Origin of the sequence: Chromobacterium sp. ASV23 (assembly GCF_016428945.1) — a bacterium.
Taxonomy (GTDB): Bacteria; Pseudomonadota; Gammaproteobacteria; order Burkholderiales; family Chromobacteriaceae; genus Chromobacterium; species Chromobacterium sinusclupearum.
On the sequence record NZ_JAELTR010000020.1, the window covers coordinates 15,008 to 28,533 of the forward strand.

Here is a 13,526-nt window from a genome sequence, read left to right on the forward strand (position 1 = left end):
GCAACCGCAGCCAGCGCGCGCTTACTCGTGCAGCGCCTGCTCCAGATCCGCCAGAATGTCTTCGATGTCCTCGATGCCGATGGACAAGCGCAAGCCGCCTTCTACGATGCCCAACTCCGCCTTGCGTTGCGCCGGCATGCTGCCGTGCGACATGGTGTAGCTGTGATTGACCAGCGACTCCACCCCGCCCAGCGATTCCGCCAATGCGAACAGTTGCAGGCGCTGCGCGAAACGGTTCGCCGCTTCCCGGCTGTCGTCGCGCAGCTTGATGCTGATGATGCCGCCGTAACGCTTCATCTGCCGCTTGGCCAGCTCATGATCCGGATGCGCCGGCAAGCCCGGGTAAAACACCTTGGCCACCGCGGCGTGGCGGCTCAGGAAATCCGCCACCCGCTCGGCGTTGTCGCAATGCCTGTCCATGCGCAAGGCCAGCGTTTTGATGCCGCGCAGCGTCAGGAAGCAATCCTGCGGCCCCGGCACGGCGCCGGCCGCGTTCTGCACAAAGCGGATATCCTGATAAAGCTTGTCGTCGCTGACCGCCACCAAACCCAGCAGCACGTCGGAATGGCCGCCCAGATACTTGGTGGCGGAGTGGACCACAATATCGGCGCCCAGCGCCAACGGCCGCTGCAGATACGGCGTGGCAAACGTATTATCCACCGCCACTTTTACACTATGACGATGAGCTATGGCCGACAATGCCGTGATATCGACCAGGCCCAACAGCGGATTGGTAGGCGACTCCAGCCACAGCAGCCGGGTAGCCGGCGTGATGGCGGATTCCAGCTGATGGGGATTGGACAGATCGACGAAACGCACTTTGATGCCGGCCGGCTCCAGCACCTGCGTCAGCAAGCGATAAGCGCCGCCATACAGGTCCGCCAGCGCGACGACTTCGTCGCCGGGCTTGAGGCAGGCGCGCAGCACCGCGTCTATCGCCGCCATGCCGCTGGAAAAAGCCAGGCCATGACGAGCCTCCTCCAGGCTGGCCAGGCAATCCTCCAGCGCGCTGCGCGTCGGATTCCCGCTACGGGCATAAACGTAGGGCATCGCCTCGCCGACATGGTCGTAGGCGAACACGGAAGTCTGGTACAGCGGCGGCATTACCGAACGGTTATGTCCGGCATTGTCGTAACCGACATGGATGGCGCGCGTGGAAAATTTCACAAAAACTCCTCAAAATCATTAACTTGCATGGATCGTCCAACAATCCCACCGAAACCTACGGCAAATCATGCATTTGCCATGCCCATTGCATCCTCAGTCCGCAATTTCAACGCAATTGCGAGCAAATATCGGCAACTTGAGCTGATCTACGCCAACTCGGCGCGGATTTTTACTTTACATCGACACGCTTTAGGACTATTTTGCACCGTTTCGCATCAAAACTATCGTTTGCATGAAGCTAGAACGCGTTTTTGACATACTGTCCCACCAGCTCGGGAACTACCCGCGCACCGACTGCCTGGCGGCCAAAGCCGGCAAGACGTGGCGGCAGCTGTCGACCAGCGAAGTACGGGACTCCGTCAACCGCGTCAGCCTGGGCTTGCTGGAACTGGGCATAGGCCGCGGCGACAAGGTGGCGATCGCAGCCGACAACAGCATCGAATGGGTGCTGACGGATATCGCGCTGCAACAGATCGGCGCCGTCAGCGTCCCGCTGTATCCCACCATCACCCTGGATGATGCACGCTATATCCTGACGCATGCAGAGGTCAAGCTGGCCTTCGCCGGCAGTGCTGCATTGCAACGAAAACTGTACGAGGCGCTGGGCAAGCTGTCCTGCCCGATCTACGGCCTGGCGGATATCGATGGCGTGCCGTCGTGGCGCGAGATCGCCGAATTGGCGCGCCCGGAGCGGATGGCGGAACTGGATGCCCTGCGCGACGCCGTTCGCGCCGACGACGTCTACACCATCATTTACACCTCCGGCACCACCGGCCGCTCCAAAGGCGTCATGCTGACCCACCGCAACGTGCTGAGCACCGTGGTGGCCACCGCCGCTTTCACCGGCCTGCCGCAGGGCCGCTGCCGCGCCCTGAGTTTCCTGCCGCTGTCGCACATCTTCGAGCGCGCCGGCGTGTTCTACTACCTGTACAGCGGCACCGGCATCTATTTCAGCAGCGTGGAATGCCTGTCGTCGGCGCTGGCCGACGTCAAGCCGCATACCTTCAGCGCCGTGCCGCGCGTGCTGGAGAAAGTGCATGAAAAGCTGGTGGGCAAGGCGCGCGATCTGACCGGCGCCAAGCGCCGCATCTACCAATGGGCGCTGGCGCGCGCCGAGGCCTTCGAGCCGAATCGCCGCCTGTCCCCGCGGCAAGCCCTCCAGCACGCGCTGGCCGACAGACTGGTCTACAGCAAATGGCGTGCCGCGATGGGCGGCGAACTGATCTCCATCAACGTCGGCTCCGCCGCGCTGCAGCCGCGCCTGGCGCGGATGTTCTGGGCGGCCGGCATCGCGGTGGCCGAAGGCTACGGCATGACCGAAAGCTCGCCGGTGATTTCCGCCAATCCGTTCACCGCCAAGGGCGTGCGCATTGGCAGCGTCGGCCTGCCTTTGCCCGGCGTCGAAGTGCGCTTGGCAGATGACGGCGAAATCCTGGTGCGCGGCGACAATGTGATGACCGGCTACTACAAGGAACCGGAGCAGACCGCCGAGGCGCTGCGCGACGGCTGGCTGCACACCGGCGACATCGGCGTGCTGGAAAACGGCTACCTGCGCATCACCGACCGCAAGAAGGAAATGTTCAAGACCAGCAACGGCAAGTACATTGCCCCGCAGGCGCTGGAGAACAAACTGAAGGAATCGGCCTTCATCGACCAGATCATGGTGGTAGGCGACGGCCAGAAGTACGCCGCCGCGCTGATCGTGCCCTTGTACGAGAAGCTGAAGGAATGGTGCGCCGAGCACGGCATCGCCTACACCAACGACAGCGAGATGAGCCGCCACCCCAAGGTGGTGGAGCTGATCGACCGCGAGATCAAGCGCTTCAACCGCTGTTTTGGCAGCTGGGAGCACATCAAGAAGTTCTCGCTGCTGGACAAGCCCTGGTGCGTGGATGCCGGCGAACTGGCACCGACCCTGAAACTGCGGCGCAAAGTCATCGCCGAACGTTGCCGCGCCATGATAGACGGCATGTACGGCATGCCGGAACCGGCCTAAAGCAAAAGCCCCGAATCTCGGGGCTTTTTTCTTGATGCTCCACGGCCTCAGCGCTGGTGCGCCAGATTGAGCCGGTTCTCCACACGGCGCTGCAAGCGCTCGAACAGCGCGCTCAGCGCCCAGTAGATGGCCGCGGCGGCCAGGTAAAGCGGCAGCGGCTGAAAGGTTTGGGCAATGACTTCCTTGGTGGCCAGCATCAGTTCGGTCACCGTGATCACCGATACCAGCGAAGTATCCTTGATCAACGAGATCAGGCTGTTGGACAAGCTGGGCACGGACAAGCGCAGAGCCTGCGGCGCGATGATGTGGCGCATGGTCTGCCACCAGGTGAAGCCTAGCGAAAACGCCGCCTCCCACTGGCCCTTGGCCACCCCGGCGATGCCGCCGCGCAAACTTTCCGACAGGTAGGCCGCCACGTTCAGCGTCAGCGCCAGCACGCCGGCCGGCACCGGGTCCAGCTCCAGGCCCACGCCGGGCAGCCCATAGTAGATGACGAAAATCTGCACCAGGAGCGGCGTGCCGCGCATCGCGCTGACGTAAAACGCCGCCAGCTGCGACAAGACCGGCAGCCTAGCCACCCGCACCATCGCCACCGCGAAGCCCAACGCCAGGCCCAGCGCCATCGCCACCACGGCGAACAGCACAGTATGCCAAGCGCCCTTCAGCATCACCGGCAGCGCCGCCTCGAACAGAGCCATCCAATCGCTCATGCCATCCCCTCCATAAAAGCGACGCCCCCGCTATGCAGGGGCGTCGCATCCATCCTGATCCCGCTACGAAATTACTGCTTGGCTACTGTCGGCGCCTTAGAAACATCGATGCCGAACCATTTGAGCGAGATTTTCTTGAACGTGCCGTCGACTTTCATGCCGCTCAGCGCCTGATCGATTGCCGCCTTGAATTGCGGATTGCCCTTGGCGAACGGAATTGCCATCGTCGCCACCTCGCCCACCGGGGCGCCGGCCTTCAGCGGCAATTTAGCCTGCTTGATGGCAAACGGAATCAACAGGCTGTCATTCAACGCCGCGTCCAAACGGCCGGTGGCCAGGTCTTGCAGGTATTCCGGTGCGCCCGGATACGTCTTCACCTGCACCCCGGCGACGGCCTTGGCCATGTCCGCATAGTTACTGCCCTGGCCGACACCCAGCTTCTTGCCATTCAGATCCGCCAGACTCTTGAATGCGCGAGTGTCGTTTTTGCGCACGATCAGCTGCGCGCTGGAGTAGGTATACGGCTGGCTGAAATCGAATACCGCCTTGCGCTGCGGCGTCAGCCCAACCTGGTTGACCACGATGTCGAACTTGCCGCTCTGCAGGCCAGCCAGCAAGCCGCTCCACTCCGCCGTGGTGAATTCCGGTTTGACCTTCATGCGACGGGCGATCTCGCTGGCGATTTCAACGTCGAAGCCGGTCAACTGCTGCTTGGCATCCTTGAAGTTGAACGGCGGATAAGTCCCCTCCAATGCGATCTTCAATGTACCACGCTGTTTGACGGCATCCAGCAGATCTGCCGCCATCGCGGCAGGCATTGCAAGCAGGACAAGTAAAGCAGTAAGAGGCAGTCGAATATTCATATAACAATTTTTTATTTAGAATTTAAAAAATATCAATATAAAGAATATCAGACTTCTCTGACTTACAGCAAGCCAGCGCCCTAAAAAGAAAAACCCACTACATGCAGTGGGTTCTATTGCAATCTTGAGCCTCAGGCCTTGGCAAGTTCCGCTTGCCGCTGACGCCGCCATTGCAGGAGCAGGCTGGAACGCTATGGACCCACGCGAAGCCAAGCCAATCGCCTCCGCAGACAATCAAGCTGAAATCCACCGCCTTAAGGAGGAATTGACCCGGGTAACCAAGAAGCGCGACATCCTAAAACCACCCGCAGTCGCAACATACTCACAAAGAATGTGACAATCCCAGGCACGACAAGGAACCACCAGAAACGAAAAAACCGCGCAAGTACGCGGTTTTGTTGATTTTTCTGACTTCCTACATATTTCAGGAAACACCAGAAGTAATAGCAAATGCCTCAGACGTTGAACAGGAAGTTCATCACATCGCCATCCTGCACGACGTATTCCTTGCCTTCCGCCCGCATCTTGCCAGCCTCTTTGGCCTTGGCTTCTCCGCCGTAAGCGATGAAGTCTGCGTAGGCGATGGTCTGAGCGCGGATGAAGCCGCGTTCGAAATCAGTGTGGATGACGCCGGCCGCTTGCGGCGCGGTGTCGCCGATATGGATGGTCCAGGCGCGGACTTCCTTGACGCCGGCAGTGAAGTAAGTCTGCAGGCCCAACAGCTTGTAGCCAGCGCGGATCAGTCTGTCCAGACCCGGCTCTTCCAGGCCCAGCGTCTCCAGAAATTCGGCCTTGTCGGCATCTTCGAGTTCAGCGATTTCAGATTCGATCGCCGCGCATAGCGCCACTACCGGCGCGCCTTCGCGCGCGGCGTATTCTTCCACCTTGGCCAGCAGCGGGTTGTTGCTGAAACCGTCTTCCGCCACGTTGGCCACATACATAGCCGGCTTAATGGTCAGCAGGCACAAGGGCTTGATCAGCGCCTTCTCTTCATCGGACAGGCCCAGCGAACGCGCCGGCTTGCCTTCGTTCAGGTGCGGTACCAGCTTGTCCAACACCGCGATCAGCGCGCGGGCGTCCTTGTCGCCGGACTTGGCCTTCTTGCCCTCGCGGGTGATGGCTTTTTCCACGGCGGACAGATCGGCCAGCGCCAGCTCGGTCAGAATGGTCTCGATGTCGGCGATCGGGTCCACCTTGCCGGCGACGTGCACGATATTGTCGTCGTCAAAGCAACGCACCACGTTGACGATGGCGTCGGTCTCGCGGATGTTGGCCAAAAACTGGTTGCCCAGGCCTTCGCCCTTGGAGGCGCCCGCCACCAGGCCGGCGATGTCGACGAACTCGACGATGGCCGGCTGGATTTTCTGCGGATTGATGATCTTGGCCAGTTCGGCCAGACGATGATCCGGCACCTCGACGATGCCGACATTAGGCTCGATGGTGCAGAACGGGTAGTTGGCGGCTTCGATGCCGGCCTTGGTCAGCGCGTTGAACAGGGTGGACTTGCCGACATTGGGCAAACCGACGATACCGCATTTCAGACTCATGGCTGTCTTCCTAGAATTTCTATTTCAATCCATTATGGCGGCGGTCCAGCGGACCGCCAGCCCGCAATCACTTCGCTTCGGTGTGCAGCGTCTTCATCGCCTCGGCCATCTTGCCGGCGATGGCGCGCGGCAGCTCGCGCAAGGCGGCCAGGATGGCCTCGTCCAGCGCCTGCTGCTCCTCGGCGCGCGGCTTCTTCAACACGAAGTTGGCCACCTCTTTCTTGTCGCCGGGGTGGCCAATGCCGAGCCGCAAGCGCCAAAAAGCCGGCGAGCTCAGCCGCGCCGCGATGTCCTTCAAGCCGTTGTGGCCGCCATGGCCGCCGCCCTGCTTGAAGCGGGCGACGCCAGGCGCAAGATCCAGCTCATCGTGGACCACCAGAATCTCGTCCGGCAGTATCTTGTAAAAATGCGCCAGCGCCAGCACGGCCTGGCCGGACAGATTCATATACGTCATCGGCTTCAATAGCCAGACGTCCTGACCTTCGACTTGGATTCTGGCGACGTCGCCATGAAACTTGCCTTCGTTGCGCCAGTTGCCCTTGAACTGCCAGCACAGCTCGTCCACCAGCCAGAAGCCGGCGTTGTGGCGCGTCTTTTCGTATTCGGGGCCTGGATTGCCCAGGCCAACAATCAGGCGGATGCCGGACATGTCGTCATTCCAAATTAAAAAGCCCGCTGCCCGCCACATGGGCGCACAACGGGCTCTTCACCGTTACCGCCAGGCGGCACGGCAGCAGGGATTACACACGAGCGAAATCGATGTGCAGCACTTGCTGTTTGTACGGGTGCATTTGGAACGCGGCAACCTTAACCTGTTCCTTCTGGCCATCGATCACCAGATCCAGCACGGAGGTGTGGAAATCTTCGTGCTTGACGGCGTGGTAGATGGTGTTGTGGTCCAGTTCCAGGGAAACGGCTTCCTTGCCAGCGCCGTATACCACGGCCGGCAGTTTGCCAGCGTGACGCAGGCGGCGGCTCGCACCCGTACCCAGATCAGCACGCTTGGCAGCAATCAGTTCGTAAGACATGTCAAAACTCCAGTTTCAGATTAAAAGCACCCGGCCCGCCGCGACCAGCAGGCCCGATGTTTACGGCAGGCAAGCGCCCGTCGCAACCAGTTCCTCATTGAAGAGGTAGGACACCGATTCTTCGTTGTTGATGCGGCGCAGCGTCTCGGCCAGCAAGCCGGCGATGGAGGCCACCCGGATATTCGGGCAGGCCTTGGCCGCAGCGGTCAACGGGATGGTGTCGGTCACCACCACCATATCGATGTCGGAATTCTTGATGCGATCCACCGCCTGACCAGAGAAGATCGGGTGGGTCGCATAGGCCAGCACGCGCTCGGCGCCGCGCTCCTTCAGAGCGCTGGCGGCCTTGCACAGCGTGTTGGCGGTGTCGATCATGTCGTCGACGATCAGACAGGTGCGGCCGGATACGTCGCCGATGATGTTCATCACTTCGGCCACATTGGCCTTCGGACGGCGCTTGTCGATGATCGCCAGATCGGTATTCAGGGCCTTGGCCACCGCGCGTGCGCGGACCACGCCGCCCACGTCCGGGCTGACCACGATCAGGTCATCGAAGCGCTGGGCGCGAATATCTTTCAGCAACACCGGGGTGGCGTAAACATTGTCCACCGGGATGTCGAAAAAGCCTTGAATCTGGTCGGCATGCAAATCGACGGTCAGCACGCGGTCGATGCCGGCGCTGGTCAGCATATTGGCCACCAGCTTGGCCGAGATCGGCACCCGGGCGGAACGCGGACGGCGATCCTGGCGGGCGTAGCCGAAGTAAGGAATCGCCGCGGTAATCCGGCCAGCGGAAGCGCGCTTGAGCGCGTCGGCCATCGTCAGGATTTCCATCAGATTGTCGTTGGTCGGCGCGCAGGTCGATTGCAGAATGAAAACGTCGCGGCCGCGCACGTTTTCCAGCAATTCCACCGCCACCTCGCCATCGCTGAACTTGCCGACATCGGCGCGTCCCAACGAGATATCCAAATGTTTGACTACGTTCTGAGCAAGTTCCGGATTAGCCGTACCGGTAAATACCATCAAACTGTCGTATGCCGCCATGATTCGCTTTGCCTTAGCTGGATAAAGAAAAAGCGTGTAAGGCATTCTTACACGCTTTTTTCATGCTCTCTCTTATTTGGAGAAAGTCCTGGCTGGGGAGGTAGGGATCGAACCTACGAATGCCGGAATCAAAATCCGGTGCCTTACCACTTGGCGACTCCCCAGTAACCTTATTCAGCGCTGTCGAACAGGGGATGGACATCAAGTCCTTCAGCAACAAATCCCTGATATTTCTCCGACAACACTCGGTAAACTTTATCGGCTTCGTCTTTCGACTGAAACTCCAAGAACACGCAGGCTCCGGAGCCGGTCATCAGCGGCGAACCATATTTTTTCAGTTCGCTCAGTACTTCATTCACCGCTGGAAACATTCTCGTTACAACGTCTTGCAGATCATTTCTGCGTTGCTGCGTTGTTTCGAGGCTTCGCATTATGCCGAGGCGACCAAGCCCTGTCAACATGCCCTGCGAAAAATTTCGGAATATCGCGGCGGTGGGCACATGCACCTGTGGGTGAATTACCAAATACCAGGCCGGCTTCAAAGAAACCGGCTCCAGGACCTCACCGACGCCGGTCGCCAGCGCGCTGCGGCCGAAGATGAAAACCGGCACGTCCGCGCCCAGTTGCAAGCCAAGTTGCTGCAGCCGCTCGCGCGGCCAATTCAAGCGCCACAGCCGATTCAAGGCGATCAATACCGTGGCGGCATCGGAACTGCCGCCGCCCAGGCCGCCGCCCATGGGCGTGCGCTTTTCCAGCTTGATGCTGGCGCCCAGGGCGCAACCGCTTTCTTGCTGCAACAACCTGGCCGCGCGCACCGTCAGGTCCTGCTCCGGCGGCACGCCGTCGGTCGGCGTCAACAGCTCGATCTCGCCATCGTCGCGCACCGCCAGATGCAAGGTGTCGCCAAAATCGATGAAACGGAACACCGTTTCCAACAGGTGGTAGCCGTCCGGCCGCTTGCCCACCACGTGCAACAATAAATTCAGCTTGGCCGGGGCCGGGAAAGAGTAAAACGCATGCTGCATATCGGTCTTGAATCTGTATCTGAATGGGTATTTTGCGGATGGGCAACAGGACCACTCACTGCCAGCTCTGCACCACCACTTTGACGGTCAGGCCATCGCGCTGCATTTCCACCCGCTTGGGGTGCTGGCTATCGACGTCGGCGTCGCGCACGAATTGGATGCGCCAGCCCTGCTGCTCCAGGCTGCCGTCGGCGTCGAGACGGCTGGGCAAGTTCGGCGCCGGCAGGCCGCGTATCCACCATACCAGATTGGAAAGCGGCAGCGGCCAGCCCATCACTTGCCGGGTCAGGCTCTCCACGTCGTCGGCCTGCCAGCGCTTGCCGTCCGCCAACAGGACCACGCCATCGCCGTCGCGCAGCACCTTGGCTACGGTATTGCCCAGCGGCGAGTTGATCGCCACCTCGTCGCGCAGCGGCTGATGCTGCCAGTCGAAATTGGCGACATGGCCCTTGCCGTCCATATTGGCAGACAGCCGGCCGCTGACGCTGAACGGCGTATCGATGGCGGCGGACGCTGACGGGGCGGCGCGGAACGGCACTTCGCGGCTGGCGCAGGCTGTCAGCAGCACGGCCAGCAGCGCGCAGGCCAGCCATTTCATCGCTTGGCCCCCAGCCGCCGCATGGTCTCGGTGATCACTTCATGGTCCGGATGCGCCGCCAGCTCCTTCTCCCATAGCTGCTGCGCCTCGTCGCGCCGGCCCCGACGCCACAGCACCTCGCCCAGATGAGCCGCCACCTCGGGATCGGGCATGGCGTGGTAGGCCTTTTCCAGATACTTGCGCGCCGCATCCAGCTTGCCTTGCTTGTACAACACCCAACCCATACTGTCCTGGATCACCGGATTGTCCGGCTCCGCCTTCAGGGCCTTGTCGATATAGCCATAGGCCTCATGGTAGCGGGTGGTGCGATTGGCCAGCGTGTAACCCAGCGCGTTCAGCGCCTGGGTATCGCCCGGCTTGTCCTTGAGAATCAGACGCAGATCGCGCTCGGCGTTGCCGGCATTGCCCAGCATGTCCGACACCAGCGAACGCTCGTACAGCAGCTCGATGGAACGCGGTTGGCGGCGCAGCGCCTGGGTCAATAGCTCATACGCGCGTTGCGGCTGCTTGGCGTCGCGCGCCAGTTGCGACTGCAACAGCACCACCGACACTTTTTCCTGATCCGTGCTGCCCAGCAGGCCCAAGCGGCCCAGGGCTTCGTCAAGCTGGCCCTCGCCGGCCTCCAGCAGCGCCAGCCGCGACTGCGCCGGCAGATACTGCTGGCCAGGCCCGACCTGGCGATACCAGTTGGCGGCGCGCGCCGCGTCGTGGTCGTCTTCGGCGATCTGGCCCAGGGTGAAACGGACAAAATCCGGTTCTGGATGGCGCTGCGCCAGCGCGCGCTCCAGGCGATCCGACGCGGTTTTCAGATCGCGCATCTGGTAGGCCAGCAGACCGGTGGCGTACAACAGGTCCGGATTATCCGGATAATCTTTCAATAGCGCTTCAAACGCCGCTCGCGCCTCGACAAAGCGCTTGGCGCCGACCAGCAGCCGCGGATAAGCCATCTGCAGTTCCAGGCTGGCCTGCGGCCGACGCGCCAGTTCGCGCTGCAAAAACGCTGCCGCCTGATTCATATCCTGCCGCCGCAAACGGTCCACCTGCCAGGCAACCGGCAAATCCCACTGCGGGGCGATCTGGGCCAGGCGGTCGAACTCCCGGTCCACCGCGGCCTTGTCGCCGTTATCCGCCGCTGCGGCAAGCACGGCGAAGCGCGCTTCCGGCAGGTTCGGATACTGGGCGGCCAGTTCGCTGACCATCTGATAGGCCCGGGCCGAGCCGCCGTCCGGCCGCGTGCTCAGCCTGGCCAATTGCACGAAGATGGCCGGCGCGCGCGCGGGTTCGCGCCGCAGCAGCTCCTCGGCCAGCGGCTTGCTCTCGGCCAGGTCGCCGCTGCGCATCAACGTGACGAACAACTGCTCGCGCGCCGGCAGAGAGTCGGGATCGAGCTCTATCCACAAGCGCAAGGCCGCGGCCGCCTCTTTCAACTGGCCGGACAGCAGGCAGAACTCGGCGGCGCGCTGCGCCAGCCTGGGGTCGCGCGTCTGGCGGGCAAGATCGAGATAAGTCAGCCCAGCCGAACCGGCGGCGCCGCGCTGGGCGGCGATCTCTCCGGCCAATACGCCATAAAAGATTTCCGGCGTCAGCTCCACTTTGGGCAGCGCGGCATCCGCCGACTTGGCGGCATCATCCGGGCTGGCGTTGTCATCGCCGGCGGCATTCTGCTGCACTGGAGGTACCGACGGCGCGGGTGGCTTGACGCTGGCGCATGCCGCCAGCAGCAGCGCCAGCAGCAATGGAAGGGTTCGTTTCAGCGGTTTCATTCGCATGGAGTCTAAGGTGCCTGCTCAAAGCCTGTTGAACGCGTAGAATAGCATGTCCGGTTTTTATGTTTGCACCATTTACCGATTCGCATTGAAGACCATGCCCGAACTGCCAGAAGTCGAAACCACCCGCCGCGGCGTCGAGCCGCATCTCGCCGGCCGCACCTTGCGCGGCGCGGTCGTGCGCAACCCCTCGCTGCGCTGGCCGGTGCCGCCCGATCTTGCCGAGCGCCTCGCCGGCGAGACCGTGCTCGCGGTGCGCAGACGCGCCAAATACCTGCTGCTGGAATGCCAAAGCGGCACCTTGCTCATTCACCTGGGCATGTCCGGCAGCCTGCGGGTGATGGCGTCGGGCGCGCCGGCGCAAAAGCACGACCATGTGGACCTGCTGCTGGACGGCCAGCTGCTGCGCTACCGCGATCCGCGGCGCTTCGGCGCCATGCTGTGGCATGTCGGGCCGATCGAGCTGCACCCGCTATTGAAAGACCTGGGGCCGGAGCCCTTGTCGGACGCCTTCGACGGCGCGGTGCTGTTCGAGGCCATCCGGCGCCGCAGCAGCGCCATCAAGCTGGCCATCATGGATAACCACGTGGTGGTCGGCGTCGGCAATATCTACGCCAATGAGTCGCTGTTTTACGCCGGCATCGCCCCGACGCGTCCTGCCAACTCGCTCAAGCGCGCCGAATGCGACCTGCTGGCAGCAGAAATCCGCGCCGTGCTGCGGCGGGCAATCGATGCCGGCGGCAGCACCTTGCGCGATTTCGTCGACAGCGAAGGCAAGCCCGGCTACTTCCAGCAAAGCTATATGGTGTACGACCGCCAGGAGGCGCCGTGCCGCCGTTGCGGCACCCCCATACGTCATATCCGCCAAGGCCAGCGCAGCTCTTACTATTGCCCGCTGTGCCAGCCGTGATAGAGTGGCGGCCTGTCATCATTCAGACTCGAAATCTTAAAAAAACCTTGAAGTCATCCGCTACCACCTCAGTCGCCACTCGCTGCGGCCGCGTATTGCGCCTGCTTGGCCATCTTGCCGTAGGCGTGTTCATCATTGCGACCCGCTATTCCCAGCTGGCGCAGGCCGAGCGCGCGGTCGTCACTCGCCGCTGGGCGCAGCACGCGCTGAAGATACTCGGCGTCAGCATCAAGGTTCAGGGCATCAATCCCGGTTTTTACCCGCCCAATACGCTGCTGGTGGCCAATCATGTGTCCTGGCTGGACATCATCGCGCTGAACAGCTGCACCGTATCGCGCTTTGTCGCCAAACGTGAGATTCGCGATTGGCCGCTGATCGGCTGGCTGGCCTATGTCGCCGGCACGCTGTTCATTGATCGCGGCAACCGCCGCGACGCCTCCCGCGTCAATCAGATTCTGGCCGAGGCGATGCAGAACGGCGGCTGCATGGCCGTATTCCCGGAAGCCACCACCTCGGATGGCAGCGGCCTGTTGCCGTTCAAGGCCTCCTTGTTCGAGGCGGCCCTGCTGGCGGGCGGAACGGTGCAGCCGGTCTCGCTGCGCTACCAGCGCCCGGATGGCAGCCTGCTGCTGGAGGCGGCCTATATCGATGAGATTTCGCTGCTGCAAAGCATGGGAAAGGTGCTGTCCGTCCCCGAAATCGAGGTCGAAATCTGCTATGGCAAGCCGTTGAAGGCCGGCGACGCCGGCCTGGACAACCGCTTTCTGCTGGCCGAGGCCGCCCGCGCAGAGGTAGCGCGCGGCTTGCGTTTGGCGCTGGAGGCCCCGGCCGCGGCGGCTAGCCAGGCCACCAGCGAAACCGGCGCCTGAGCC

The 13,526-nt window shown here is 62.0% G+C and carries 13 protein-coding genes and 1 tRNA gene; 3 read left to right on the forward strand and 11 right to left on the reverse strand.

Annotation, left to right across the window (positions count from 1 at the left end):
- Positions 1-21: 21 nt before the first annotated feature.
- Complete coding sequence (locus JHD59_RS10325; RefSeq protein ID WP_199154164.1) at positions 22-1,167, reverse strand: PLP-dependent aspartate aminotransferase family protein; 1,146 nt, start codon at positions 1,165-1,167, stop codon at positions 22-24.
- Positions 1,168-1,399: 232 nt separating this feature from the next.
- Here JHD59_RS10325 and JHD59_RS10330 point away from each other — a divergent pair, with 232 nt between their 5' ends.
- Positions 1,400-3,163 carry a long-chain fatty acid--CoA ligase gene (locus JHD59_RS10330; protein ID WP_199154165.1) on the forward strand — a complete coding sequence of 588 codons (1,764 nt, stop codon included), beginning with the start codon at positions 1,400-1,402 and terminating at the stop codon, positions 3,161-3,163.
- A 47-nt stretch (positions 3,164-3,210) separates the two neighbouring features.
- Here JHD59_RS10330 and JHD59_RS10335 read toward each other — a convergent pair whose 3' ends face one another.
- The 10 genes from JHD59_RS10335 to JHD59_RS10380 all read right to left on the reverse strand — a co-directional run bounded on the left by JHD59_RS10335 (position 3,211) and on the right by JHD59_RS10380 (position 11,741).
- Entirely contained in the window at positions 3,211-3,873 is a 663-nt protein-coding gene (locus JHD59_RS10335; protein ID WP_199154166.1) for an amino acid ABC transporter permease, read from the reverse strand.
- A 71-nt stretch (positions 3,874-3,944) separates the two neighbouring features.
- Positions 3,945-4,679, reverse strand: a complete 735-nt coding sequence (locus JHD59_RS10340) for a transporter substrate-binding domain-containing protein (protein WP_233163989.1) — start codon at positions 4,677-4,679, stop codon at positions 3,945-3,947.
- 512 nt (positions 4,680-5,191) lie between these two features.
- The gene (gene ychF, locus JHD59_RS10345; protein ID WP_199154167.1) at positions 5,192-6,283 is read right to left on the reverse strand and encodes a redox-regulated ATPase YchF; all 1,092 of its coding nucleotides are present in this window, start codon (positions 6,281-6,283) and stop codon (positions 5,192-5,194) included.
- Between the two features lie 67 nt (positions 6,284-6,350).
- Positions 6,351-6,932, reverse strand: coding sequence for an aminoacyl-tRNA hydrolase (gene pth / locus JHD59_RS10350; protein ID WP_199154168.1), 582 nt, complete (start codon positions 6,930-6,932; stop codon positions 6,351-6,353).
- Positions 6,933-7,023: 91 nt separating this feature from the next.
- Positions 7,024-7,311, reverse strand: coding sequence for a 50S ribosomal protein L25 (rplY, locus tag JHD59_RS10355; protein WP_103319616.1), 288 nt, complete (start codon positions 7,309-7,311; stop codon positions 7,024-7,026).
- 60 nt (positions 7,312-7,371) lie between these two features.
- Positions 7,372-8,355 carry a ribose-phosphate pyrophosphokinase gene (locus tag JHD59_RS10360; protein WP_021478224.1) on the reverse strand — a complete coding sequence of 328 codons (984 nt, stop codon included), beginning with the start codon at positions 8,353-8,355 and terminating at the stop codon, positions 7,372-7,374.
- An 89-nt stretch (positions 8,356-8,444) separates the two neighbouring features.
- Positions 8,445-8,519 (reverse strand) — tRNA-Gln (locus JHD59_RS10365).
- A 6-nt stretch (positions 8,520-8,525) separates the two neighbouring features.
- Positions 8,526-9,380, reverse strand: a complete 855-nt coding sequence (gene ispE, locus JHD59_RS10370) for a 4-(cytidine 5'-diphospho)-2-C-methyl-D-erythritol kinase (protein WP_103319615.1) — start codon at positions 9,378-9,380, stop codon at positions 8,526-8,528.
- Positions 9,381-9,435: 55 nt separating this feature from the next.
- Complete coding sequence (lolB, locus tag JHD59_RS10375; RefSeq protein WP_199154169.1) at positions 9,436-9,978, reverse strand: lipoprotein insertase outer membrane protein LolB; 543 nt, start codon at positions 9,976-9,978, stop codon at positions 9,436-9,438.
- Positions 9,975-11,741, reverse strand: a complete 1,767-nt coding sequence (locus tag JHD59_RS10380; protein ID WP_233163990.1) for a tetratricopeptide repeat protein — start codon at positions 11,739-11,741, stop codon at positions 9,975-9,977. The genes lolB and JHD59_RS10380 overlap by 4 nt, the downstream gene beginning before the upstream one ends.
- A 100-nt stretch (positions 11,742-11,841) precedes the next feature.
- On the opposite strand from JHD59_RS10380, the gene mutM reads away from it, so the two are divergent.
- Together mutM and JHD59_RS10390 are read left to right on the forward strand one after the other, a co-directional pair.
- Positions 11,842-12,654 (forward strand): bifunctional DNA-formamidopyrimidine glycosylase/DNA-(apurinic or apyrimidinic site) lyase, encoded by an 813-nt coding sequence (gene mutM, locus JHD59_RS10385; RefSeq protein WP_199154171.1) that lies wholly within the window; start codon positions 11,842-11,844, stop codon positions 12,652-12,654.
- 47 nt (positions 12,655-12,701) lie between these two features.
- Positions 12,702-13,523: a 1-acyl-sn-glycerol-3-phosphate acyltransferase gene (locus JHD59_RS10390; RefSeq protein ID WP_199154172.1), complete on the forward strand. Its 822-nt coding sequence runs from the start codon at positions 12,702-12,704 to the stop codon at positions 13,521-13,523.
- Positions 13,524-13,526 lie beyond the last annotated feature (3 nt).